This is a genomic window from Pseudomonas sp. BP6 (assembly GCF_017875935.1).
GTDB lineage: Bacteria > Pseudomonadota > Gammaproteobacteria > Pseudomonadales > Pseudomonadaceae > Aquipseudomonas > Aquipseudomonas putida_Y.
In genome coordinates this window covers 5,875,772-5,900,139 of sequence record NZ_JAGINI010000001.1, presented here as the reverse complement: position 1 = coordinate 5,900,139, position 24,368 = coordinate 5,875,772, and the positions used below count along the sequence as shown (strand labels likewise).

Annotated in this window: 21 protein-coding genes and 2 pseudogenes; 6 read left to right on the top strand and 17 right to left on the bottom strand. The window is 59.1% G+C overall.

Translation table 11 applies throughout. From position 1 onward, the window contains the following. Positions 1–83 precede the first annotated feature (83 nt). Entirely contained in the window at positions 84–227 is a 144-nt protein-coding gene (locus J3A98_RS27225; protein ID WP_245354961.1) for a hypothetical protein, read from the top strand. A gap of 30 nt (positions 228–257) precedes the next feature. Here the strand turns inward: J3A98_RS27225 and J3A98_RS26680 are convergent, their stop codons facing one another. From J3A98_RS26680 to J3A98_RS26630, 11 genes and pseudogenes are all read right to left on the bottom strand, one after another. Next, positions 258–1,790, bottom strand: a complete 1,533-nt coding sequence (locus tag J3A98_RS26680) for an IS66-like element ISPpu15 family transposase (protein WP_010954877.1) — start codon at positions 1,788–1,790, stop codon at positions 258–260. An 18-nt stretch (positions 1,791–1,808) separates the two neighbouring features. Further along, positions 1,809–2,168, bottom strand: a complete 360-nt coding sequence (tnpB, locus tag J3A98_RS26675) for an IS66 family insertion sequence element accessory protein TnpB (protein WP_245354962.1) — start codon at positions 2,166–2,168, stop codon at positions 1,809–1,811. 84 nt (positions 2,169–2,252) lie between these two features. Next, a pseudogene (locus J3A98_RS27055) lies at positions 2,253–3,479 on the bottom strand (peptidase S8); the annotation flags it as partial. Positions 3,480–3,556: 77 nt separating this feature from the next. Beyond that, positions 3,557–4,237, bottom strand: coding sequence for a hypothetical protein (locus J3A98_RS26665; RefSeq protein ID WP_209969693.1), 681 nt, complete (start codon positions 4,235–4,237; stop codon positions 3,557–3,559). Between the two features lie 300 nt (positions 4,238–4,537). Beyond that, entirely contained in the window at positions 4,538–5,344 is an 807-nt protein-coding gene (locus J3A98_RS26660; RefSeq protein ID WP_209969691.1) for a hypothetical protein, read from the bottom strand. Between the two features lie 36 nt (positions 5,345–5,380). Next, the gene (locus J3A98_RS26655; RefSeq protein ID WP_245354963.1) at positions 5,381–5,677 is read right to left on the bottom strand and encodes a hypothetical protein; all 297 of its coding nucleotides are present in this window, start codon (positions 5,675–5,677) and stop codon (positions 5,381–5,383) included. A gap of 104 nt (positions 5,678–5,781) precedes the next feature. Further along, positions 5,782–6,549, bottom strand: a complete 768-nt coding sequence (locus tag J3A98_RS26650) for a hypothetical protein (RefSeq protein WP_209969689.1) — start codon at positions 6,547–6,549, stop codon at positions 5,782–5,784. Between the two features lie 26 nt (positions 6,550–6,575). Beyond that, a pseudogene (locus J3A98_RS26645) lies at positions 6,576–7,994 on the bottom strand (HlyD family type I secretion periplasmic adaptor subunit). Beyond that, the gene (locus J3A98_RS26640) at positions 7,991–10,135 is read right to left on the bottom strand and encodes a type I secretion system permease/ATPase (protein ID WP_209969687.1); all 2,145 of its coding nucleotides are present in this window, start codon (positions 10,133–10,135) and stop codon (positions 7,991–7,993) included. Before J3A98_RS26640 ends, J3A98_RS26645 begins: the two are co-directional and overlap by 4 nt. Positions 10,136–10,373: 238 nt before the next feature. Then, a complete protein-coding gene (waaA, locus tag J3A98_RS26635; protein ID WP_209969685.1) occupies positions 10,374–11,645 on the bottom strand; it encodes a lipid IV(A) 3-deoxy-D-manno-octulosonic acid transferase in 1,272 nt (423 codons plus the stop codon). Positions 11,646–11,656: 11 nt separating this feature from the next. After that, positions 11,657–12,547, bottom strand: coding sequence for a LysR family transcriptional regulator (locus tag J3A98_RS26630; RefSeq protein WP_003249460.1), 891 nt, complete (start codon positions 12,545–12,547; stop codon positions 11,657–11,659). Between the two features lie 86 nt (positions 12,548–12,633). Here J3A98_RS26630 and J3A98_RS26625 point away from each other — a divergent pair, with 86 nt between their 5' ends. From J3A98_RS26625 to J3A98_RS26610, 4 genes are all read left to right on the top strand, one after another. Then, positions 12,634–12,966: a multidrug efflux SMR transporter gene (locus J3A98_RS26625; protein ID WP_176683116.1), complete on the top strand. Its 333-nt coding sequence runs from the start codon at positions 12,634–12,636 to the stop codon at positions 12,964–12,966. Between the two features lie 88 nt (positions 12,967–13,054). Next, positions 13,055–14,230 (top strand): FAD-dependent oxidoreductase, encoded by a 1,176-nt coding sequence (locus J3A98_RS26620; protein ID WP_176683115.1) that lies wholly within the window; start codon positions 13,055–13,057, stop codon positions 14,228–14,230. Then, positions 14,227–15,039: an aldo/keto reductase gene (locus J3A98_RS26615; protein ID WP_084850260.1), complete on the top strand. Its 813-nt coding sequence runs from the start codon at positions 14,227–14,229 to the stop codon at positions 15,037–15,039. Before J3A98_RS26620 ends, J3A98_RS26615 begins: the two co-directional genes overlap by 4 nt. 58 nt (positions 15,040–15,097) lie before the next feature. After that, positions 15,098–16,066, top strand: coding sequence for a metal ABC transporter ATPase (locus J3A98_RS26610; RefSeq protein ID WP_209969682.1), 969 nt, complete (start codon positions 15,098–15,100; stop codon positions 16,064–16,066). Positions 16,067–16,147: 81 nt separating this feature from the next. Here J3A98_RS26610 and hldE read toward each other — a convergent pair whose 3' ends face one another. The 3 genes from hldE to J3A98_RS26595 form a co-directional block, all read right to left on the bottom strand. Continuing rightward, a complete protein-coding gene (gene hldE / locus J3A98_RS26605) occupies positions 16,148–17,569 on the bottom strand; it encodes a bifunctional D-glycero-beta-D-manno-heptose-7-phosphate kinase/D-glycero-beta-D-manno-heptose 1-phosphate adenylyltransferase HldE (protein WP_021783834.1) in 1,422 nt (473 codons plus the stop codon). Between the two features lie 130 nt (positions 17,570–17,699). After that, on the bottom strand, positions 17,700–19,508 hold the full coding sequence (gene msbA, locus J3A98_RS26600) for a lipid A export permease/ATP-binding protein MsbA (protein WP_209969678.1): 1,809 nt from the start codon (positions 19,506–19,508) through the stop codon (positions 17,700–17,702). A 15-nt stretch (positions 19,509–19,523) separates the two neighbouring features. Continuing rightward, positions 19,524–20,699, bottom strand: a complete 1,176-nt coding sequence (locus J3A98_RS26595) for an O-antigen ligase family protein (RefSeq protein WP_209969675.1) — start codon at positions 20,697–20,699, stop codon at positions 19,524–19,526. Positions 20,700–20,799: 100 nt separating this feature from the next. Between J3A98_RS26595 and J3A98_RS26590 the strand changes: the two genes are divergently transcribed. Further along, the gene (locus J3A98_RS26590; RefSeq protein WP_176683111.1) at positions 20,800–21,405 is read left to right on the top strand and encodes a toluene tolerance protein; all 606 of its coding nucleotides are present in this window, start codon (positions 20,800–20,802) and stop codon (positions 21,403–21,405) included. A gap of 3 nt (positions 21,406–21,408) precedes the next feature. Here the strand turns inward: J3A98_RS26590 and J3A98_RS26585 are convergent, their stop codons facing one another. The 3 genes from J3A98_RS26585 to J3A98_RS26575 all read right to left on the bottom strand — a co-directional run bounded on the left by J3A98_RS26585 (position 21,409) and on the right by J3A98_RS26575 (position 24,333). After that, on the bottom strand, positions 21,409–22,500 hold the full coding sequence (locus tag J3A98_RS26585; RefSeq protein WP_209969672.1) for a glycosyltransferase: 1,092 nt from the start codon (positions 22,498–22,500) through the stop codon (positions 21,409–21,411). A 37-nt stretch (positions 22,501–22,537) separates the two neighbouring features. After that, positions 22,538–23,311, bottom strand: coding sequence for a glycosyltransferase family 2 protein (locus J3A98_RS26580; protein ID WP_176683109.1), 774 nt, complete (start codon positions 23,309–23,311; stop codon positions 22,538–22,540). 65 nt (positions 23,312–23,376) lie between these two features. Next, on the bottom strand, positions 23,377–24,333 hold the full coding sequence (locus tag J3A98_RS26575) for a glycosyltransferase (protein ID WP_176683108.1): 957 nt from the start codon (positions 24,331–24,333) through the stop codon (positions 23,377–23,379). Positions 24,334–24,368 lie beyond the last annotated feature (35 nt).

Below are 24,368 nucleotides of genomic sequence, written 5' to 3'. Positions count from 1 at the left end.
AAAGCGCCTCGGGAAATGACCTCGTTACCCTGACGCACCTCTCCTACCGGCTCGACCTGGCCGAGCTTGATCTGGCTAATGCCATGCTCCTGCAATGCCCTCAGCTCACCGGCATCGGCACGCCCGTCGTGGTTGCCATCGACCCACACCTTCAATTGCGCCCAGACGGCGTCTTCAACGTTGATGACGCCATCGGCGTTGGCGTCAACACTGTAACCGATCCATGAACCCCACCTACCACAAGGTGGAAGCCAAGGTTACCGTGGCATCTCTGGCGAACAGTTCCATGGCAGCAGCGCTTCGTAGTCTGCTACCGATGAGGCGTGCGGCAGTCGCTCCAGGACGTGGCGCAGCCACGTATAGGGCTCTTGGCCGTTGACCTTGGCGGTTTCGACCAAGCTGTAGATCTGCGCGCTAGCCGTGGCTCCCTTGGGCGTGTCACTGAACAGCCAAGCTTTGCGCCCGATCACAAACGGCTTTATGGCCCGCTCTGCCAGGTTGTTGTCGATCGGCAGGTGGCCCGCCTCGACATACCGCTCCAAGCGGTTCCAGTTGTTTGCCAGGTAAAGCACCGCCTTGCCCAGTACGCTTTGCGGTGTCACCTGTGAGTGCGTCTTGTCGAGCCAACTTTTCAACTGCTCAAGGATCGGCAGGCTTCGTTCCTGACGACCGATGAATCGCTGTTCATCGCTGGCATCCTTGAGGTCGCGTTCGATGCCATACAGTTTGTTGATCATCGTCAGCGCAACATCGGCGCGACCGGTCTTGCCCTTAGGCTGCACCTTCTGCGCTTCGACGAATTTACGCCGAACATGCGCCATGCACGCCAGTCGTTCAACGCCCGGCTGTAGCGCCAACGCGTTGTAACCGGCGTAATCATCGGTCATCACGTAACCGCGATAGCCCTCCAGCAGGCGCAGCGGCACCTCCTGCGCGCGGCTGGTGGTGTAATCGAACAGCACGACTTGTCGATCAGGCGGGCCACTGGCCTGCACCCACATCCAGGATTGACTGGTCGGATCACGATCCGGCTCTTTGAGCACCTGCACGCGAGTTTCATCGCAATGGATCACCGGGCTTTCCAGCAGGCGGTCACGCATCAGGTTCAGCAGTGGCTGAAAGTGTTCGCTGCACTGGATGACCCAGCGGGCCAGGGTTTGCCGGGGGATCTCGATACCATGTCGGTTCAGCACCGTCTCGAAGCGGTGCAGCGGCAGGCCATCGACGTACTTGGTGGTTAGCAACATCGCCAGCACGCTGGGACTGGCCATGCTCTTTTCAATCAATTGGGCCGGCTTGTCAGCGGTGACCGGCGCGGATTCGCAGCCACGGCAGCCATAGATTTTGCGTACGTGTTTAAGCACACGGATCTGCATCGGCACGATGTCGAGTTGTTCGCTGGTTTGCTCGCCAACCACGTGTTTGCGGCAACCACAGGCGCAAGTCAGTTCGTGCTCGGGCAAGTCATGAATGACTTCAATGCGTGGCAGGTCAGCCGACAGTGGCTTGCGTTTGCCGCGCTGCTTGCTTGGCGCAACAACTTCTTCGTCGGCATCATCAGCGGTAGGAACCCACTGACTTTCGGGTTCATTGAACAACGCCAGTTGGGGCGTGTTGGACTCGACGGTTTGCTCGGACTTGCGATTGAATAATCGGTCACGCAGCAGCTTGACCTGTTCTTTAAGATCGACGATCTGACCTTTGTCGACCGTGCGCTCGGCCAACAACTGCGCAAGCAGTAGTTTGAGCGCGGCAGGGTCGTCAGGAAGGTTATCGGGCACTGAAATCATGGCCCGGATTATACCCGGTCAGGCGACGAAACGAGGAGTCAAAACCTGATGCGGACGGTTGCGCCAGAGATCGAAACCGTCGAGTAGCCAATTCAGTTCCTGGACGGTCAGTACGATAGCTTCGTCGGTCGCGTTGGGTGAAGTTTTGAAACGCTCGGCTTCGAGGCGCTTGAGCCAAAGGCAGAAGCCGTTGCGCTCCCAATACAACACCTTGATGCGGTTACGGGCTTTATTGAGGAAGACGAAAAGTACCGGGTCGAACACGGCGACCTTGATGTCCAGTTCGACCAAGGCTGTGAGGCCGTCGATGGACTTTCGAAAGTCCACGGGCTTGGGGTAGAGGTAGACTTTATCGACTTTGCTGTCGGGGCGCATCATGGCGGGCTGGCTCCAGAAAGAAATCGGGAGCACAGCATCGGGAATCAGGTGGACGGTTGGAATGTGGGGATGATGGATCCCTTACTCAACACTTGCCAGGGCGGCGAAGCCATCCTTGAACGGCGTTTCACCAGAGCTGCCATCGCTGCCTGCCTTGCCGCCGTAGTATTCGGAGAACAGCTGGCTGACGTTGCTCACCTGGCCGGTACCGTTGTCATGCACCAGCATGCCGGTCAGCCGGTCTGCCCAGCCGGTGCGGCGCAGTGAACCACTGTTATCGATATCGAACAGTACGCCTTCCTCGATACCCGTCAGACCAACGCCCTTGCCGCTGAGGTCGAGCAAGAGCGGGTCGACAAACGTGTTCACCGTAGTCATTGCTGCCAACCCGTTGAGTACCACGGCATTGCGCAGGCTGAAATCCGGTTGTTCATTGCCATCACGATAGAACTGAGCCAGATGCTGATTGGGTCGCACATTGGGATCGATCTGGAGCTCGCCGGGGCGAACACCACCGGTGGCCAAACTGCCCAACTGAGCGGAGGTGAAGTCGGTGTTGTCGAGGGTGCTGTCGGTGAATGCGATACTGTGGGTCAGGCGACGATCGACGTAACCGTTGGAGACGTCATTGCGGATATCGTCCTGGCCTTGGAGGTCGCGGCGGGATTCGGTTGTGGGGGTGATTTCGATGTTCAAGGATGGATCTATAGCCCCAGGGTTCTCGGAATCTACGAGCTCGGAGATCACACTGGCCAAGCCATTTCCCGCAACTTCTCCTATTGAATAAAGAAACGATGCAATGGCGGTCGGCGAATCAATACGAGATTTCCAGTACTTGGCCATGCCACGCATATCATCCGGTGCCACTACAGTGCTATAAGCCATTCTACTATCAGTCTGAATGGACAACCAAAACTCACTACCCGGGCTTCCCGCCGCATCCAGTACCTTTTTCCAATATGACTCACGATGCTCCGGATGGGTTAACTCAAACACAGAATTCAAAGTCCAGGCATCTTTCGACCTACCCAAGTTTTTAAATACTTTACTATGGAACGCCCAAACTTCCTTATGATTTGGATCACCATCCACCTTACCACCCATCACCCTGCGTTCTTGAAGTTTCAAATAAGCTTTGCCCATTTCCAATCTTACTTCTTCAACATCTGCCTCACTCATGGGGCGCCCGGCATCCGCCTCAGTTCGTTTCATGAAATTTATAGCAGCCAACCCTGCTATGGAGTTGCCTTTAGCAACGCCATTGGCAAGCACGGCATATCGGTCCCCCTTCATAGCCATATAGTCATACATATCGCCAACACCTTTGGACTCAAAAATTTTACGCGCAACCGCTATATCTTCTTTTGTCAACCCCGACATTTGCCACCTCATCTTCTGCTATTAATTAAAAAATCGACCACTGAGCGCCTCACTTCCAACCATCGCATTAACTTATCAGGGCGCATTATCACCTCGACTAGTACGTCTCCAAACACCACAAAGGTCATTTCACACGAATAGTAATTCGGCACTTTCGGGCGCCAACTGCAATACCCCACAGCAGCCAAGTCATCGAGCTCACCCTGCCAATAGATAAGCTTCTTGTGATTTTCCAAAGTCGTGTCACGCGCCTCTACACGATAGAGGCTGCTTGACTCATCGTACTCAGCAAGCGTTATTGTTTCTGCTGGGCTTTTCCGCAAAAGAAACTCGAGTTGACGCCGTAAATCCCCCTCTCTTGCAGTTATCGGGCCCACTGCGACCAACAGCCCCTCATGCTCCAAGCCCTGCCGGAACACTAAACTGTCATCCGCCGGCTCGAGCTCTGGCCAGGTCATTGACAAAAATACAGATACCAGGTTTGCGTCACAGCCTTTTTTGTTATAAATAAAGCCAGGATCAAAAGAGCTTTTTCCCTCATATTCTGGCCAAAATGGAAAGTACAACCTAGAGAACTTGTACACTTCCCCTGAAATTCTGCCGCACACGAAAGGATCAAACGTTACCTCCCCTGGCTTCCAAGGTTCGCTTTTCCAAGCCACAACTATCATCACCAGCACGGGAGTCAACAAGAGTACAGCGGAGCAAAGCCTCAAAAAACTCCAAGCCCATAGGAAAAACAAACATGGTATTTTTCTCATAATGACTTAGCGCTCCTTCAAGCTTTCTCGGACATGCAACCAAAAGAGGGCAGAATCTAACTTTGATCATTTCCCTTCTCCTTGCCTTACACCTCGCCTTGCAATTCTTCAATTCTATTAACCACACACCTCAACTCACCCCGCAAAAAAATCAACACTCACAAGAGCCAGCCCTCTTATCACGCTAAGCCTGACGCGCCTCTTCCACATCGGACATTTCCATCCTGATCATTTATCGACCCGATACCTCGCAGCATTCATGAAAAACTCACCCACTGCCAAAGCAATGTTATGCCACTCCCCAAGCCTCTCCCATAAAAACTCCACATTAACAATTGCATCCCCTCCGGGTATCAAAAACTTCAAATAGCAACGCGAGTAATTGGCCTTGGGTTCCACCCAGTTGCAATAACCGATGTATTGCATGCGTCCCTTGGCCTCCAGCCAGAAAAAGCCCTTGCGCCGATTAGGAAATTCACTATCAACACCCTCGAGAAAATTTAGGCCGAGATCTTCGTTCAGCTTGCTAGCCTTAACTAGAGCCGCGGGTGTTTCACGAAGATAATGCTGGAGCTGTTTTCTCAACCCTGCTTCCCCATGCAGCCAAGGCCCAATTGCGACCGATATCCCATCAAAGCGAAAAGACGTCGCCTCACCGTAAGAGACGGGCTGCATCTCCGGCCAACTCATTGCCATATAGAGTGACGCCAAGTTTGCACCACAGCCTTTTTTGATATTTATAAATACCGGCTCCCAAGAACTCTTGCCCTCATCCTCAGGCCAATAGATCACATACTTCCTAGGGAGCTCATAAACAACACCCGAGACCTTTCCACACACCATTGGATTAGGGGTCGTCAGCTTCTTCGGCGCCCAAGTCGGAGTAATAACAATGGCGACCAATAACCACACCACACTTAGCAACAACAACAATTTGCTAAACCCCCACAGCACCAAACCAAATCTTCTACACAGCGTAATTAGCTTTCCGAACAGCACCTTCACAAAGAGAAAGATATACCTGCAACCAATCATCACCCCTCCCTAGAGCCAGTCTGCCCATATCAGCCACTAAGCAAACTTTGTTTTAGACAATGCATAAACTTTTCCAAAATTTCTTTCGCACAACACGGAAATGTTGCCCCCAGCCCCAAACGCATCTGAACCACCGTGCCGCTGCAGGGGGTTCAAGAAGAAACTGATAACCCTGCGCCTATCCACAATCACTTCTGCACGCACAGCCATACTTATCGTCAGCGGTACGTCTTTATCCCCTACGCGTAAAATTTCCTTGGCCAGTTCTATTCGAGCGCTATACATCAGGCCGCGCCGCTCATCTTCAATATCGTCATCAGAAATACTCTCCACACCCCTTGGACACCCCCGTACCTGGTAAACGTTAACATCTCAACTTTAATTTCCACTTACTGCCCCTGATCAGAAGAGGTTAACTTCATCATTAAAAACCACCCTTACATCCCATTAGATTCCAAGAAGTTCTTGACACGCGACACCATCTCACCCCACTCGCTTAATTCGTCCCATCCAAAATCAATCTTTACAATAGCTTTACTGTCCTCCAGCAAATATCTAAAATGACACCGATGGTATTTAGACCTATACTTACTCCAGCTACACCTTCCAATTTGCTCCATGTACCCATTTCTTTCAGACCAGAAAATCATCCGTGGTGAATTGGGGAAAACGCTATCAACACCCTCCACTCGATTCAAACCTAATTGTCTATCAAACACCTTGGCCTCTCGCTGCTTATGAGTTGCCTCGGAAATGAAAAAATCAAAGGTTTCGCGCAGTCCCCTCTCACCAGCGGGCCATGGTTCAAGCGTCACTACGATTCCACTAAACGTCTCTGAGAAATAGTTCCCCGGCGTTAACTCAGGCCAGTTCATGGCCAGACTTAAAGAATATAAATTTGATTCACACCCTCTATCAACGCCGCCAGAACCTCTCTTATAATTTCCTTCATCCTCATATTCCGGCCAGAAAGGAACATATTCGCTTGAAAACTCATACATAACACCGGACACCACACCACATACTTTTGGCGCAGGGGGTGCGACCGGCTTCGATTTCTCGCTTAAAGCAACAGTCGCCACTGCTAAAGCAACACAGCTCGCGGGAAGACACAACGCGACCGCTGCGCTAACCCTCAGTGCATTCCATATAATTTCGTACAGCATTCTCCAGCCGCTTTTTTCTCGTAGCCGATTCGCGTCCATCTGTTATCACCCTCACAAGTAATCACTTAGCGCTCCGTTAAACTTTCCTGCACATGTCGCCGCAAAGGCCTTAGAAAATAACTTATAACCTTGCGCTTATCCGTAATAACCTCCGCACGCACTGACATACCCGCCGTCAACGGAACATCCTGTTTTCCTACACGCATTATTTCCTTACCCAGGCGGACTCGAGCGCTATAAACCAACCCTCACTTCTCATCTTCAATGGCATCGTCAGAAATACTCTCCACCACCCCCGGGACAACCCCGTACTGGGTAAACGTGAACGTCTCAACTTTCACTTCCACTGGCTGCCCCGGATATACAAAGCCGATATCTTTGTTCTCGACTTTCACTTCCACTTCCACCGGCTCGCCCGTAGGCACAATGACCATCAGTGTCTGCGCGGGTGTAACCACCCCGCCCTGTGTATGGATCGCCAACTGCTGGACGGTGCCGTCAACGGGGGATGTCAGTACCTTGAGGCGATGCCGCTGCTCGGCCTTGTTCAACTCCTGCTCAAGGGTTGCAATGCGCCGTTGCGCCTCACCGTGAAGATCGAGCATGGCTCTGCGCAGTTGGGCAATGGCACCGCTACGGCGGTGCTGAGCAGCAAGTCGTGCAGCGTTCAGTTCGTCGATGCGCGAGCGCTGGAGTGCCAGTTCGCGTTCCTGCTCCAGGCGGGCCTGCTCCTTTTCCAGGTAGGTGTGCTTGGCCACGGCCGATTCGCTGAACAACAGCTTGTAATCCGCCGTCAGTTGGCGGGTGATCACCAACAGTTGCCGGAGCGCGTCAGCCCGCCCCTGGGCGGAACGGATTTCGGCAGCGCGTTGACCGATTTCGGCATCGGCCTGTTCCAGCGTGGCCTGCAACTCCAGGTATTGCCCCTCCAGCCAGCGCTGCGCGCCTGCCTGCTGCGCGGCCGTGGCCTGCGGTATCAATGGTGCCAGGGAGGCAGGTGCCACATCGCCGTCCAGCGCACTCAGCAATGTGCTGGCGCGGGCCTGGTCGATCTGTGCAGCCAGCAGTTCGCTGCCCAGGCGCTTGATATCAGCCTCGGTCAACTGCCCTTCCAGCTCGACCAGCACATCGCCTTTGCGCACCGGCTGGCCATCGACGACGTGGATCGACTGCACCACCGCGACCTCGCTGGCCTGTATCAACTTGCTCCTGCCACTGGGCACGATCTTGCCTTCGGCACTGGCGATGACATCGATCTCACCGATGCAAGCCCAGGCAAGCGCCAGCCCAATGAACATCAACAGGCTCCACTGCAGGTAGCGCGGCAAGGGATGCACTGGCGTTTCCTGCAAGGACAGTGCCGCAGGTAAAAAGGCCAGTTCGTCGGGCTCACGTACGGGGCAGTCCATGCTCCGGCGCTTTCGCCATGCCGTCCTCCACGCATCCCGGTAGCGCTCGGCAAGGTCCTTGAACGCCACACTCATACGGCGGCCCCGAGCTGCAGTTGATGCAGGTAGGCATAGGTGCCCTGTGGATAACCCAGCAGCTCATCATGTGTCCCTTGCTCGATGATCTGCCCACGCTCCATGACCACGATGCGGTCGGCATGGCGTACTGCCGAAAGCCGATGGGCAATGATGATGACCGTGCGCTGCGCGCAAATCCGCGCCATGTTCTGCTGGATGATCCGTTCGGACTCATAGTCCAGCGCACTGGTGGCTTCGTCGAAAATGAGGATGCGTGGGTTGCCGAACAGCGCTCGGGCGATGGCTATGCGCTGTCGCTGCCCACCCGACAGGCTGGCGCCGTGCTCACCAATCAGGGTTTCGTAGCCATCCGGTAATTCGAGGATGAACTCGTGAGCACCCGCCAGCGTCGCTGCGGCGATCACTTCTTCAAGCGGTGCTGCTGGGTTGCCGAGGGCAATGTTCTCGCGCACGGTGCGCCGAAAAAGCACGTTGTCCTGCAACACCACACCGATCTGCCGACGCAGTGACGCCACATCGGCTACCGCCAGGTCAGCACCGTCAAGCAATACCCGCCCCCGCTCGGGTGAGTACAGCCGCTGAATCAAGCGTGTCAGCGTGCTCTTGCCTGACCCCGAGCGACCTACAATGCCTATCACTTCTCCGGCGGCGATCTTCAGGCTGACGTCGCGCACGACTTCGCCCCCGTCCGGCCGATAGCGAAAACACACACGATCGAGCTCGATCTGCCCGACAAGTGTGGGCAGCACCGTGCCCTTGCCTTGGTTGACCTCGGTACGGGTGTTGAGAATGTCGCCCAGGCGTTGAATCGATACCCCTGTCTGCTGGAAGCTGGTCCAGAGTTGGGCCAGGCGGATGATGGGCTGCGACACGCGCCCTGCGAGCATGTTGAAGGCGATCAGCTCGCCCACCGTGAGTGCGCCTTCGATGACCAGCCGGGCCCCCAGCCACAAGGTGGCTACCGTGACCAGCTTGCCGATCAGGCCGACGCTTTCATTGGCGAGACTGGAAAGGTTCTGGGTCTTGAAACTGGCAGATACATAAGCGGCCAGCTGATCATTCCAGCGCCGGGTAACCTGAGGTTCCACGGCCATCGACTTCAGTGTGTCGATGCCGTTGACCGCCTCGACCAGAAAGGCCTGGTTCTCGGCGCCGCGTTGGAAGCTTTGATCAATCAACGCCCGCAGTAGCGGAGTAACGACCAGGGATACGAGAAAATAGAAAGGCAGCGAGCCAACGACGACCAGCGTCAACCATCCGCTATAGAGGAACATGACTGCGATGAAGACCACCGAGAACAGCACATCCAGCACTAGCGTGATGCTGTTGTTGGTCAGGAAACTTCTGATGTTCTCCAGTTCTCGCACTCGGGCAACCGAGTCACCGACTCGCCTGGCGTGAAAATAGGCGGTGGGAAGATCGATCAAATGCCTGAACAGTTTTGCACCCAGTTCGACATCGATTCTTGACGCTGTATGAGCTGCCACATAGGTACGCAACCCACTCAGCAATGTTTCAAATAGAACGACGACCAATAAACCCAAGGCGATAACATCCAGCGTGGTCAAACCGCGATGCACCAGGACTTTGTCCATTACCACCTGAAAGAACAAAGGCGTCAGCAAAGCCAGTATCTGAATGACCAGGGAAACCACGAGCACTTCGCCAAATAGCCGCCTGTACTTCACCAGGGCAGGAATGAACCAGGTAAAGTCGAAGCGTGACAGCCCGAGGGGCAACTGGGCATCGGAGCGAACCAGAATGAGTTCTCCCGACCAGCGCACCACCAGTTCCGCGAGGGTCAGCGCTTGCGGCGCGCGGGAATGGGGGTCCTGCACCAGAACCTGCTCGCCCTCCACGCGCGCGATGATGAAGTACTCACCACGCGCATCCACTGCAATAGCGGGCAAAGGCGTATGCTGCAGCCGGGCCGGATCGACGCTGCGGTGTCTGGCCTTGAGGCCAAGTTGCTGAAATGCCCGAAGTAGTGTGCTGGTAGAGAACCGCTCACCCGCTGCTGCATGATCGTGCTGCAACTGCTCGGCAGAGACGGCAACACCATGGTAACGCGCCAGCGTGATAAGACACACCAGCCCACTTTCAATAGTGTTGGCATTGCCATCAGATAAATCAGCCATCACGCCACCTCTTATGAAAATCGGACATGAGGCGATACTAGCCCGAAGCAATAGGACAAACGTCCTACAAGCTTCCGACGCAAGCGTGTGACACTTCTGACTTTTAAAGTCTATTCGTAGGAAGTTTCCTAACGGCGAGAAATCCAGTGTAGGAAGTTATAACTTACGCCGTAGGAATAAATAACCAGAATCAGACATACCCACTCTAGACCGGGTCTTTGAGTGGATATGTCGATTATCAGCGGATCAAGGCCCCCAGACCCTCGAGCAATCGCTGCAAAGCCCCCTGATTGGCCCGCATCACCGCCCTGCCCGCCTCGCCCATGCGCTGGGCATCCTGCGGCAGTTCCACCAGACGGCGCACCGCGCCGGCCAGCCCGTCAGCATCATCCACCTGCTGCAACGCACCCGCCTCGCGCAGCATCGCGCTGATTTCGAGGAAGTTGAACACATGCGGCCCCATGAGCACCGGCAAGGCCAGCGCCGCAGGCTCCAACGGATTGTGCCCACCGGTCGGCACCAGGCTGCCACCGACGAAGGCAATGTCGGCCAGGGCATACAGGAACAGCAGTTCGCCCATGGTGTCGCCCAGCAATACCCGCGTTTGCGCATCGACCAGCGTGCCGGCAGAGCGGCGCACGGTGGTGAACTGCTCGCTGCACAGCGCATGCACTGCATTGAAGCGCTCGGGATGGCGCGGCACCAGGATCAGCAAGGCATCGCCATGCACCTGCAACAACTGCCGATGCGCCTGCAGGATCAAGGCATCTTCACCTTCGTGGGTGCTGGCGGCGATCCACACAGGGCGCTGGCCGCCCCCCCACTGTTCACGCAATGCCCTGGCGCGCGGCAACAGCTGTTCGTCGATCGTCAGGTCGAACTTGATCGAACCGGTGACTCGCACGCGCTCAGGGCGTGCACCCAGGTCACGGAAGCGCTGGGCCTCGGTTTCGGTTTGCACGGCAATCAGGCTCATCTCGGCCAGCATCGGCCGGGTCAGCCTGGCAAAGCGCCCATAGCCACGGGCCGAGCGCTCGGACAAGCGCGCATTGGCCAGCGCCACCGGAATGCCGCGCCTGGCACACTGGTGAATGTGGTTGGGCCAAAGCTCGGTTTCCATGATGATGCCCAGCTTAGGCTGCACATGATCGAGAAAACGCCCCGCCGCCCAAGGCAGGTCGTAGGGCAGGTAGCAATGCTGCACGCGCGGTTCGTCGGCGAACATGGCGCGAATGCGTTCAGAGCCGGTAGGGGTCATGCAGGTCAGTGTGATCGGCAGCTCCGGGTAAGCCTTGAGCAAGGCACGCACCATGGGTGCGGCCGCAATGCTTTCGCCCACCGATACCGCATGCACCCAGATGCCCCCCTGGCGCAGGGCCGGCAGCTTGAAAGCAAAGCGCTCGCCGATACGCTGGCCATAGGCCGGCGCCTTGCGCGCGCGCAGGTACAGGCGCAGCGCAACCAGCGGCAGGCCCAGGTGAAACAGCAAGGTATAGAGAGTTCTGTTCATGGCGGCTAAGTCTACCCGATCGCGCGAAGGTGCACTGCAAAGCGCTCGGCCAGCCACTGCGCGGCCGGGCCCAGAGGTTCATCGCGGCGCCAGGCCAGCTCTGCCACCAAGGCCGGCGGCCGCCAGTCGCTGTCCAGTTCGACCATGTGCGCCTGGTAGGTCGGGTACTGCACCACATGCCGGGGTAACCAGGCCCAGCCCAGGCCGCGCATCAGTAGTTCGGCCATGGCGTAGAAACTGTCGGCACGCCATACCTGCGGGCTGATCGCCTCGCCGCCGGGGTAACCGCTTTGTTGTGGCGTGATCAGCAACTGCCGGTGGCGGGCCAATTGTTGCCGGGTAACCCGGCCTTCGCCCGCCAGCGGGTGGCCGACCGCGCACACCGTGACCATCTCCACGCTGCCCAAGGCACGGCGTTCCAAGGAAGCCGGGATGCTTTCGTGGAGGAAGAACAGGCCCAGATCGGCGCGGCGCTCCACCAGCTTGCGCGCCACATCGCCCTGGGCTCCGCTGGCCAGTTGCACCTCCAGGAACGGGTAGCGGCTAGCCAGTTCGTCGAGGCTGTCGATCACCGGCTGATACGGCATGGCTTCGTCCTGAGCGACCCGCAGCAAGGCCTCCTGCCCGCGCATCAGGGCCAGGGCGCGGCCATCCAGGCGTTCGCACTGGCGTAACAATTCGCGGGCGTCCTCCAGCAAGGCGCTGCCGTTTTCGGTCAATTTCGGTTGCCGGCCGCTGCTGCGCTCGAACAGGGTGACCCCTAGGTCGGTTTCGAGCAGCGCGATGGCGCTGCTGATCGCCGACTGGGCTTTGTGCTGCTCACGTGCCACCGCGGAGAACGAGCGCAGTTCTGCAACGCGCAGAAAGGTACGCAATTGTTCAAGATTCCACTGCTCGGCCATCAACCTATCTCCCACATTGATAGGTAATGACTTTACCCCATCCAGGCAACGTCTAGAATGCCCGCTCAGTAACGGAGGATCCCGCCATGAATGCCTATACCTACCTCGCCATTGCCATCTGCGCCGAAGTCGTCGCCACCGCCTCGATGAAGGCGGTGAAAGGCCTGAGCACGCCGTTGCCACTGCTGCTGATGGTGGTTGGCTATGGCATTGCGTTCTGGATGCTGACGCTGGTGGTACGCAGCATTCCGGTGGGGATTGCCTATGCCATCTGGTCGGGGCTGGGGATTGTGCTGATCAGTGTGGCGGCGCTGGTGATCTATGGGCAGAAGCTGGATATGCCGGCGATGCTTGGCATGGCCATGATCGTGGGTGGCGTGGTGGTGATTCAGCTGTTTTCGAAGACCGCTGGGCATTGAGAGCCCGTGTGCGGGGCTCGCCGACGATAGGGCCCTCACAGGTATAGCCTGTATACTTGCCAGCTGTCCCAGTCTTCGAGGTACCGCCATGCCATCTGCCATTTCCACTGACGTGCTGATCGTCGGCGCCGGGGTCGCAGGCCTCTGGCTCAATGCCCGCCTGCGCCGCCTGGGCTACTCGACAGTACTGGTGGAGCGCGCCAGCCTTGGCGGCGAGCAGACCATCAAGTCGCAGGGCATCATCCATGGCGGCACCAAATACGCCCTGCACGGCGCCCTGACCGGCGCCTCGGAAGCCATCGCCGACATGCCGCGCCGCTGGCGCGAGGCCTTGGCCGGCAACGGTGAACTCGACCTCGGGCGTACCCGCCTGCTCTCCGATGCCCACTACCTGTGGTCGCCGGGCACCTTGGCCGGCAACCTCACAAGCTTCTTCGCCAGCAAGGCCGTGCGCGGCCGGGTCGACCAGGTCAAGGGTGACCAGTTGCCACCGGCACTGCAGGACCGCGCGTTCAAGGGCAAGGTGTACCGCCTGGCGGAACTGGTGGTCGATGTCCCGAGCCTGCTGGCCAACCTGGCCGAGCTGGCCGGCGAGTCCTTGCTGGCAGGTGAACGCATCGAACCCTTGCGTGAAGCTGATGCGTTGGTCGGCCTGCGTGTGGACGACCGGGAAATCCGTGCCCAGCGCATCGTGTTGAGCGCCGGAGCCGGCACCGAAGGCTTGCTGCAGGCGCTGGGCCTGGATCAGCCAGCGATGCAAACCCGCCCGCTGCACATGGTCATGGCCAAGGGCCCGAACCTCAAACCTTTGTACGCCCACTGCCTCGGCGGCGGGCCCAAGCCGCGGGTAACGGTGACCACCCATCCGGCAGCCGATGGCCAGTGGGTCTGGTACCTCGGTGGGGACCTGGCCGAAGCCGATGGCGTGGCGCGCGAGCCTGCAGCGCAGATTGCTGCAGCGCAGAAGGAAATCGCCAGCCTGCTGCCATGGGTCGATCAGAGCCTGGTGCGCTGGGCCACACTGCGCGTCGACCGCGCTGAGCCGGCACAATCTGGCCTGGTACGCCCGGACAACGCCTTCCTTGCCGACCAGCAGCGTCTGCTGGTGGGCTGGCCGACCAAGCTGGCACTGGCACCGGACTTCAGCGACCGGGTGATCAGCCACCTGGAGCGCGACGGCATTCGTCCACAAGCACAGGCCGACCTGACCGACCTGCCACGCCCTCCGCTGGGCGTACCGGCCTGGGAGCAACTGCTGCCATGAGCCTGCCAACCCTGCACGAATTCCATCGCCCGCTGGGCAGCACCGGCCTCAAGGTCTCGCCACTGGGCCTCGGCACGGTCAAGCTGGGCCGCGATCAGGGCGTGAAGTACCCCACGGGCTTCACGATCCCCGGCGATGAAGACGCCCGCCTGTTACTGGCCCAGGCCCGCGAGCTTGGCATCAACCTGATCGACACCGCCCCGGCCTATGGCCACAGCGAAGAACGCCTGGGCCCGCTGCTGCGCGGCCAACGTGATGAATGGGTAATCGTCAGCAAGGTCGGTGAAGAGTTCGAGGAGGGCCTGTCGCATTTTGACTTCAGCGCCGCCCACACCCGCCGCTCGGTGGAGCGCAGCCTGCGCCGGCTCGAAACCGACCGCATCGAACTGGTGCTGGTGCATTCCGATGGCAACGACCTGGCCATCCTCGAACAGCAGGAGGTCTACCAGACCTTGGCCGAACTCAAGCAGGAGGGCAAGATCCTCGGTTTCGGGCTGTCCGGCAAGACCGTCGCCGGCGGCCTGAAGGCGCTGGAGCAAGGCGACTGCGCCATGGTCACCTACAACCTCAACGAACAGGCAGAACGCCCGGTGCTGGACTACGCTGCCGAACACGGCAAGGCCATCCTGGTAAAGAAGGCCTTGGCGAGCGGGCACATCTGCCTGGCCCCGGGCGTCGACCCGGTGCAGGCCAGCTTCGAGCTGCTGTTCGCCCACCCGGGCGTCAGCAGTGCTATTGTCGGCACCATCAACCCGTTGCACCTGGCCCACAACGTGGCCACCGTCGCCCGCATCCTGGGCCAGCATTGAGTTACCTCAGGCCTCCGACTCAGGGCCTGGAGACGGACCCGACGCAAGGAGGAGCCTCGTGGCGCGAACGCTGATCCGCAAGAACCCGAGCAACTTCAAGACACTGCCACTGCATGTCGAGGCCACGCCCGAAGGCTTGATCTACCAAAGCATCGGCATGCCGCTGAACTTTGCCCAGACCCAGCAACGGCGCAAGGCCATCCAGTTACCCGACGCGCAACATTTCGTGGTCGAACTGGCCAACCTGGGCGTGTCAGTGCGCCTCACGCTGCATTGGCAGAACCGCGATTACTGGGTACTGGTGCGCCAGCGCCGCCAAGACCGTGGCGATGTGGTGCTGAAACTGATTTCCGGTTATGTACCGGCACAGGAGCTGAACCTGCCGCTGCACACGGCTGTACAGGAAGTGGCCGAGGAGTGTCTGCTGGAAACCCCGGAAGGTTGGCTGGGCGGTCGCTTCAACGACACCTGGCTGCCCGTACCCTACGCCGCCGCCCTGCACTACCGCGAAACACCCCACTTCGTGCTGGCACCTCAGTCCGGTGCCGCACGCCCGGTGCATTGCGGCAAGCTGATGCTACTGGAGCGCCCACGGGCCTATGTGCACCTGCCCACCGCTTCGCTACAGCTGATCTATGACATGCGCCTGCAAGTGCCCCGGGACGCCAAGAAACTCAGCTTGTTCCACGTTGACGAGCGGCTGGAGGGCGACCAACTGGTGGCGCGACTCAACCGCAAACGGCCCGACCTGTACCTGATGCCATTGAAGGACGGCCAGCCACTGGCAGAGCTGTACACGCTGAAAAAGGATGAACTGGTGCCGGCGAGTACGCGTGGGCTGTACCTGGCAGAAAGTTTTGCCCGGCAGGAAGGCTGGGTGGTGGCAGATGAACGGGTACGCTGGAAGGATTGGGTGAAGCAGCAGGGCTTGGTGGAAAGCAAGCCCGCACGGGCGTCGCACTTGCAACGGTTTGGCGACAAGGCGCGAGCGCTGCTGGAGCGGGCACGTACCTCGCTGAACAAGTGACATCCCGGAGGCTTTCACCTGCTTGCTGGGGCGGGTAAACCCGCCCCTGCAGAGGGCCGCCACAGCGGCCCCAAGGTCAGATCAGTTCTTGCGAATTTTCTCGACAATCGCCGTGGTCGAACTGTTCTCGACTAGCCCCAGCACCTTCACGGTGCCGCCATAGCCCTTGACGATGTCAGCGCCCACCACTTGGTCGATGCCATAGTCGCCACCCTTCACCAACACGTCCGGCTTGACCTGGCTCAGCAGGTTTTCCGGGGTGCCTTCCGGGAAACTGATCACCCAGTCCACCGCGCCCAGACCGGCCAGTACGGCCATACGCCGGTCAACGCTGTTGATCGGCCGGCCCGGTCCCTTCAGGCGGCTTACCGAGGCATCGTCATTTACCGCAACGATCAGGCGATCACCCTGGGCCCGCGCCTGCTCCAGGTAGGTGACATGCCCGGCATGCAGGATGTCGAAGCAGCCATTGGTAAAGACGATCTTCTCGTTGTGCGCCCGCGCGTCATCAATGGCCAGTAGCAATTGCTCCAGGCCCAGCACGCCGCGTTCTGAGCCTTCCTCACGCTGGATGGCCCGGCGCAGTTCAGGGGCGCTGATGGCAGCCGTACCCAGCTTGCCGACCACGATGCCCGCCGCCAGATTGGCCAGGGCCACCGCATGGGGTAGGTCCTCACCCGCGGCAATGGCCGCGGCAAGGGTGGAGATGACGGTATCGCCGGCACCGGTAACATCGAACACTTCACGTGCCCGTGCTGGCAGGTGCAACGCCGGCTGACCAACACGCAGCAGGGTCATGCCATGCTCACCGCGGGTGACCAGCAAGGCGCCCAGATCCAGGTCCTGCAGCAACTGCAAGCCCTTGGCGACCAGTTCGGCTTCATCGACGCAACGGCCGACAATGGTCTCGAATTCGCTGAGGTTCGGGGTAATCAGGCTGGCGCCACGGTAGATGGAAAAGTCCTTGCCCTTGGGGTCGGCCAGCACCGGAATACGCTTGGCGCGCGCCGCCTGGATCAGGTCTTGGTGATTCTTCAATGCACCTTTGCCGTAGTCGGACAGCACCAGCACCTTGACGCCTTCGAGCAGGCCATCGACCTCCGCGCCCAGCGACAGCGGGTCGGTGGCGAACGGCTCTTCGAAATCGATACGCAGCAGTTGCTGGTGACGGCTCATGACCCGCAGCTTGACGATAGTCGGCTGGTGCGCGATGCGCTGGAATACCGAACGGACACCGGCAGCCTGCAGACTGTTGGCCAGGCTGTCGGCAGCTTCATCCTGGCCGGTAACACCGATCAGCGAAGCCGGCGCGCCCAGCGCAGCAATGTTCAAGGCAACGTTGGCCGCACCGCCGGGGCGATCCTCGATCTGATCGACCTTGACCACCGGGACTGGCGCTTCGGGCGAAATACGCGAAGTACCGCCATGCCAGTAGCGGTCGAGCATGACATCGCCGACCACCAGTACCGGGGCTTGATCGAAACGCGGCATGGACAACTTCATGGGCAACCCATATGGAAATAATGAACAGGGGCAGGATATTAGCACAGGGTAGTCAATGGCTTTATGGCCAGATCATCCCTGGAAAATTCCCGTGACAATCGGGGCCATGACGGCCCCGATCAAGGAGGGTTCAGGTGATATCGGCCTTGGCCGGCTCATCCAGCCCCATGGCATGCAGGCGGGCATAATGGCCATTAGCCGCAAGCAGCTCGGCGTGAGTACCGCGCTCGACCAGGCGGCCCTGGTCCATGACCAGGATCTGGTCGGCCTTCTCGATGGTCGACAGGCGATGAGCAATCACCAGCGTGGTACGGCCTTGCATCACATGGTCCAGAGCGGCCTGGATATGCCGCTCGGACTCGGTATCCAACGCCGAAGTGGCTTCGTCGAGGATCAGCAACGGCGCGTTTTTAAGCAGCGCACGGGCAATAGCCAGGCGCTGGCGCTGGCCACCAGAAAGCAGTACACCGTTCTCACCCACTTCAGTATCGAAGCCCTTTGGCAGCCGATCGACGAATTCCTTGGCATAGGCATCGGCCGCGGCGGCCTCGATGTCTGCGCGCGGCGCGCCAGCCAGATCACCATAGGCGATGTTGTTGGCCACGGTGTCGTTGAACAGGGTGACATGCTGGGTGACTTGCGAAACATGGCGGCGCAGGTTGCGCAGGCGATAGTGCTCGATCTCCACGCCATCGAGCAGGATCTGCCCCTTGTCGTGGTGATAGAAACGCGGGATCAGGGCCGCCAGGGTAGACTTGCCACTGCCGGAGCGGCCGACCAGGGCGATCATCTGCCCGGGCTCGGCGACAAAACTGATGTCGCTCAGCACTTCACGCTCGGTACCCGGGTAAGTGAAGCTCAGGTTACGCACTTCCAGGCGCCCTTCCACGCGCTCCTTCTCGACAGTACCGGTGTCCACTTCGGGTGCTTCGTCCAGTTGCTCGAAGATGCTCTCGGCACCTGCCAGGCCCTTCTGGATGGTCGAGCTGACTTCCGACAACTGGCGAATAGGCTTGGGCAGCAGGCCGGCAGCGGTGATATAAGCCACCAGGTCACCGGCAGTAGAATCCCCGCGCAGGAACAGTACCAGGAACATCAGCGCAGCCATGGCGCTATAGATCACCAGCTGAAGCATCGGTGTGTACAGCGCGCCGGTCTTGGTCATGCGCAGTTGCTTGTCGGTGTTGCTCTGGCTGGCCTGGTCGAATCGCCGCTCCTCATAGGCCTCGCCACCGAAGCTACGGACTACGCGGTACCCCTGGATGGTTTCCGAGGCAACGTGGGTGACGTCGCCCATGGCTACCTGGATCTTCTTGCTCTGCTTGCGGAATTTCTTGCTGGCGATGCTGACCATTACCGCGATCACCGGCAGGATGGCGACCATCACCAAGGTCAGGTGCCAGTTCATCCAGAGCAGATAGGCAAACAGGAACACCACGGTCAGGCCTTCGCGGATCACTACCTTGATGGCGTCGGTAGCGGCGCCGGTGACCATGGTCACATTGAAGGTAATGCGCGAAATCAGGTGCCCGGAGTTGTGGTTGTCGAAGTAGCGGTTGGGCAACACCAGCAACTTGTTGAACAATGCCACCCGCAGGTCATGCACCAGGCTCAGAGAGACCTTCGCCAGGAAGTAGTTGCCGAGGAACGAGCCCAGGCCCTGCCACGCAGCGATCAAGATGATCAGCAGCGGCACCGCCTGCAGCAGTTGCAGGTCACGCAGGTAGGGGACGTTGGGGAACAATACCGCTTCGGGGTTGCTCAGCCCATCGACGAAGTACTTGAGAATGCCGGCCAGCATTGGCTGGGTCGAGGCAAAGATCACGAAACCGACAATGCTCAGCAGGAAAATGCCGACATAGGGTTTCACATAGCTCAACAGCCGGAAGTAGATCTTCAGGCTGGAGGTGTGCTCCGCTGGTCGCGGTGTTTCGGCCATTATCGAGCTCGCTGTTCAGGTTGAACCGGCAATTTTACCACAGGCGTCATTTTCGGCACGCCCCCATGGCAGCAACATGGCAAGGCCCACCGGCAGCCAGCTGATGAACCATTCGGCACGTGGCGTACCGGTGAGGCTGGCGGCATCGAACTGCATGGCCAGGGTCGAGTACACCCAGAAGCCCAGCAGAACCTTGCCCAGCAGGGTACCGCGTGCGCGCACGATTTCGCCCAGCGTGAACAGCCATACCATTACCCACAGCAACATGCCGGGCAAGCCCACTTCAACGGCAACATGGGTGAACATGTTGTGGGTGTGATCGAAGTGCATGCCGACGGCGCTCACTTTGTAATCAGCCCCCAGGCCAAGACCAGCCCAAGGGTGCGCGGCAATCATCTCGACCACGGCATGGAAAATTTCCGGCCGGAAGGACGAGCCCCGCTGGGCGATAAGGTCGTACACGGCCAAAAAGGCCAGGCCGGTGGCAAGCAGCGCCAGAACAGAAAACACCCGGCTGTGGCGGTCACGGAACCACAGCGGCGCCATCACTACGGTAATCACCAGTGCCAGAATAGCGCCACGGCTCTGACTGAGCATGGCGAAGGCCCCCAGGCAAGCCAGTGCCGCCAGCCACAACAACTGCAAGCCACGTTGCCGAGGTGGCTCGTAGAGCATCAAGAGCACGGCCGCACCAATGACATATGCCCCCAGGATGGGGTGGGATATCTCGCCGATACCCGCCAGCCTGACCAGCAGCGGCGTACGCTGCAACCCATAGAAATTGATGATGGAGAGCAACGCAGCGATGGCGAGCAGCACGCTACCAAGCTGCAATAGCTGACGAATGCGGGCCTGGCCAAACTGGGCCAACAGCGGAAACGCCAGCAGGAACACCAGAATGTAGAGCAAGCGTTTGAGCTCGCGCCCGGGCTCCTCGGCGGGCGACCATGCCAGGCTAAGGCCGCTCCAGACCAGGAGGAGCAGCACACTCCCCCACAGCGCCGGTTGGCGCCTCCAGGCTTGCACCAGCACACCTCGGGCCGACCAGGCCAATACCAGCGTTGGCAGCCACAAGAACAACACCAGACCTTGCTGATAAACCTTGTTGCTGGGTGCCAGGGCAATCGCCGCCAGGAACCAGACCAGGCCAAAACCTAACCAGGCCTGTGCCCAGCTTTTTTGATACAACATCCTTTCCCCCGATGAATCAAAAACACCATCCATGGTGCTACAGCATTATTTTCGGCATTATTGCCGGTCATTTTGCTCGCCAGACGACAAGGCTCTATTCATGCAATGCTCCCGGCTCACCCAGGTCGACTTCGATCAGCTGACACTCGGCGCACAGGTGCTTGAGGCAGACAGCCATGGCGCCAAAGTCTACCTGCTCACAGATGGAAATTTCCTCAAGGTTTTTCGTAGGAAGCGGCTGATTTCGTCTGCACTGCTACGTCCCTACTCGCAGCGCTTCGTCGATAACGCCGCGCGCCTGGCGCAACTGGGCATCCCCACCCTCGAAGTGATCAGCCAGCACAAGCTCGACCTGCCAGGCCGCACTGCGGTGCTGTATCGCCCACTACCAGGACGGACGCTGCTGCAGATGTCGCGCGATGACGGCTTCAGCTGGGACATTTACCTGCCACGCCTGATCGAACTGATCCGTCAGTTGCACCGCAGCGGCGTTTACTTCCGTTCGCTGCACCTGGGCAATGTGGTGGTCACCCCCGACCAGCATCTGGGCTTGATCGACGTGGCCGACATGCGCTTTCTGCGCCCGCCACTGTCGGCCCGCATGATTCGACGCAATGTGCAGCACATGGTGCGCTATATCGAGCGGGAGAACCTGGGCGATCGGTTCCCCCTAGCCGCCTTCGAGTCAGCCTTGCTGACACGCTGAGCGTCAACTGCGCAACAGGCTCTGCGAGCCGTTGCAGAACGCCTGCCAGGCCTGCTCCGGTGCCAGTGCCTGGCGCTGCTTCGCGGCTATCACCGATGCACTGAGCGCCGTACAGCGCTCGATCGCCTCAGCCCAGGCGCTTTCGTCGGCAACCGGCAGGTAGCCACCGGTGTCGCGCAGCTGTTCGCGGAACACCTCCAGGTCGCTGCACACCACCGGTACATCGGCCATCACCGCCTCTTGCACCACCAGCCCCAGACCCTCGGAACGCGAAGGCACCAATAGCCAGTCGAATGCCCGATACAGCTGCTGCAGGTCTTCGCGGTGACCGCGCAGATGAACACGCTCAGCCAGGCCCAGCGCGTTGATACGCTGCTGCAGCATGGCATGCTGCGGCCCCTCGCCAATGATCGCCAGCTGCAAGCCCGGCTGCCGTGCACTGGCCCTGGCGAATGCTCCAATCAGCATTTCGAAGCCTTTACTCTCTACCAACCGCCCTACCGCACCCAGCATCACTCCAGCACCCTGAGGCAACCGTAGCGCCTGCCTGGCCTGGTCCCGGCTCAACAAAGGCTCGACGAATGCAAGCGGGTCAAGCGCCATGCGCAGCGTTTGCACCGGCCTGCCCAGGTCACACGCCAGCGACTCGGCCAAGGTCTGTGATACCGCTGCAATACTCAGACGCTCAGACGGAAACATCTGCAACAAGCGGATATCGCTGGCATGCAGACGCGTCTTGCCATGGAACAGTACCTTTGCACGCACGTGCGGAATGCGCTGTAACAACGGCAGCAACAACCGGGCGACACCAATACCATCGAGCAGCACGATTTCTGCCCCGGCCTCGGCCAGTGCCTTGCGCAAGCGCATGCGCAGCCACGGGCGCAGCAAGCGCCACAAGTGCCGCCCTTTGAGCGCACGTGACGGCATATGCCATTCCCGGGTCGAACCGAGCCCACAACAAAGCCCGCTTCCCAGCAACAGCCAGTTACTGATCCGGGCATCGGCACCCGCGTTCGACAAGACCTGCCGATGCACCTTGTGGATGGACATGTACGGCGTTCCACCCGCCCACATCATATTGACGATGTTCATGGGCCCTCTCCCGCTCAAGTCAGGTGGGACAGCGACTTCATTGAACAAAAATGGTGATTCCCATGCCGATCAAGGCACCCGCTAACAGCGTCAATGCCAGCTTCATCCGATCACGTTGACGACGCTTGGCCTTACGCTCCACCTCAATGGGCAAGGTCACGTGATTGCCAAAACCAGTGTGCAATACTGCATCACCCTCCAAGGTGACCGCTGTCAGATTTAACTCAGCGTAGCGACGGGAAAGCGCCTTTTCTCCAGCATAGGCGGCAAATGGCGCACAGCGCTGGTAATCGCTCAATCGGCGCAGCCCTGGGTTGAGCGAAAACGCCTGCCACTCGGCCTTGTCGGACAGCAGCGGATAACACGGCACCCCGGCGATCACCTGGCGATCGCCCAAGTGGATGTACGGGCTGTGGATAGCCAAGTCGTGGGCATGGCTGCGCAGCCACACCTGCAGCAGGTTGGGGCTGACATCCAGGATGGCCTGCGAGTCTTCGACAAAGCCTTGGCGGTAGAATTGCCAGTCGTCTTCGCAGTGAAAAATGTACGGTGTCTTGACGTGGCTGTAGGCCAGGTCGATAGACGGCAACTGGCCAAGTTTGGGCCGATTGACGAAAACCTTGCAATGCGGCTTCCAGTGTCCCGGTACAGCGGCATGCACAGCATCGTCGCCAGAGTCTTCGGTGATGAATACCTCGCGAATGGGCGCGGTGTTGTAGCGATCGAAACTCTCAAGGGTGTCTTTGAGCAGATCGAACCGCCCACAACTGGTCACGACGAGCGTGACATCACTCTCATTTGAAAAGCGCACCGGATTCCCTCCGCATTACGACTATCGGCCTTCAACGACCCGCTCCTGGGCGTGAAAGCTCTTGTTTAGATGCCCAGCTTCAGACGCAGCCGCTGCCATGCAGACAATGGCGGATGGGGCCTGAGCGCCGGGCGCATGTGGTCGACGATGCTACGTCCAACTGCGCCGAAACTAAAACGGGAAACCGCCAGATGGCGGCCATTTTCTGCAATCTGCCGGGCTAGCTCGGGGTCCGCGCGCAAACGACGGAGCTTCTCCTGAAGGGTCGGGATGTTGTCATAGAACACCACGTTGTGCATGTCTTGCAGGCCCAGCGCACGGTTCTCTTCCTCGCCCTGATCGTATGCCAGCAACACACAGCCACAGGCCATGGCTTCGAAGTTCTTGATCATGTATTCGCCCATGCCGACATCGGCACTGACGAAGAAACGAATACGGTTGAGCGTGTTGCAGTAGTCCTCGCCAGACTTGGTGCGGGTTACCAACAGGTTTTCGACCTGCCCCAACTCGTCCAGCAGTGCCTTGCGGCCGCTATAGGCCACACTGTTGACGCTGCCGACAAAGGCCAGTTCGATATCACGTTCACGCCCTTGGTCGGTCAGCAACTGCTCGTCGTAGCCCTTGGGCACGAACACCGCGTCAAAACCTTCCTGGCGCAGGCGCTCGCTGACCATGTAGCCGGAGCTGATAACCCGCGCCCATGGCAACTGGCGGTAATGAGCACTGAACTTGCCGGTGTACTTGCACGGGATGTAGTTCTGGTAGGCGTCGTGCTCGAGAATCACCAGGTTCGGCACAGTGCGGATAAAGGCCACCTGACGGATCTCCTGCTTGAAACGCAGGAAGAACACGATCCGGTCATAGCGCTCGACTTGCACCTCACGCTTGAAGTAACGGCGCAGGTTGCGCTGATCCTGGCTGGTCAGCCAGCGCAGGTCGCACTCGCAGTTGGCCGCGACGCCATCGTACAGGCGGTCAAGAATGGCCCGCTGTTCCTTCTGCACCAGAAATAGGACTTTCATTGCTTTCCTTGGGCGCTCTGCGCCTTCGCGGTCAA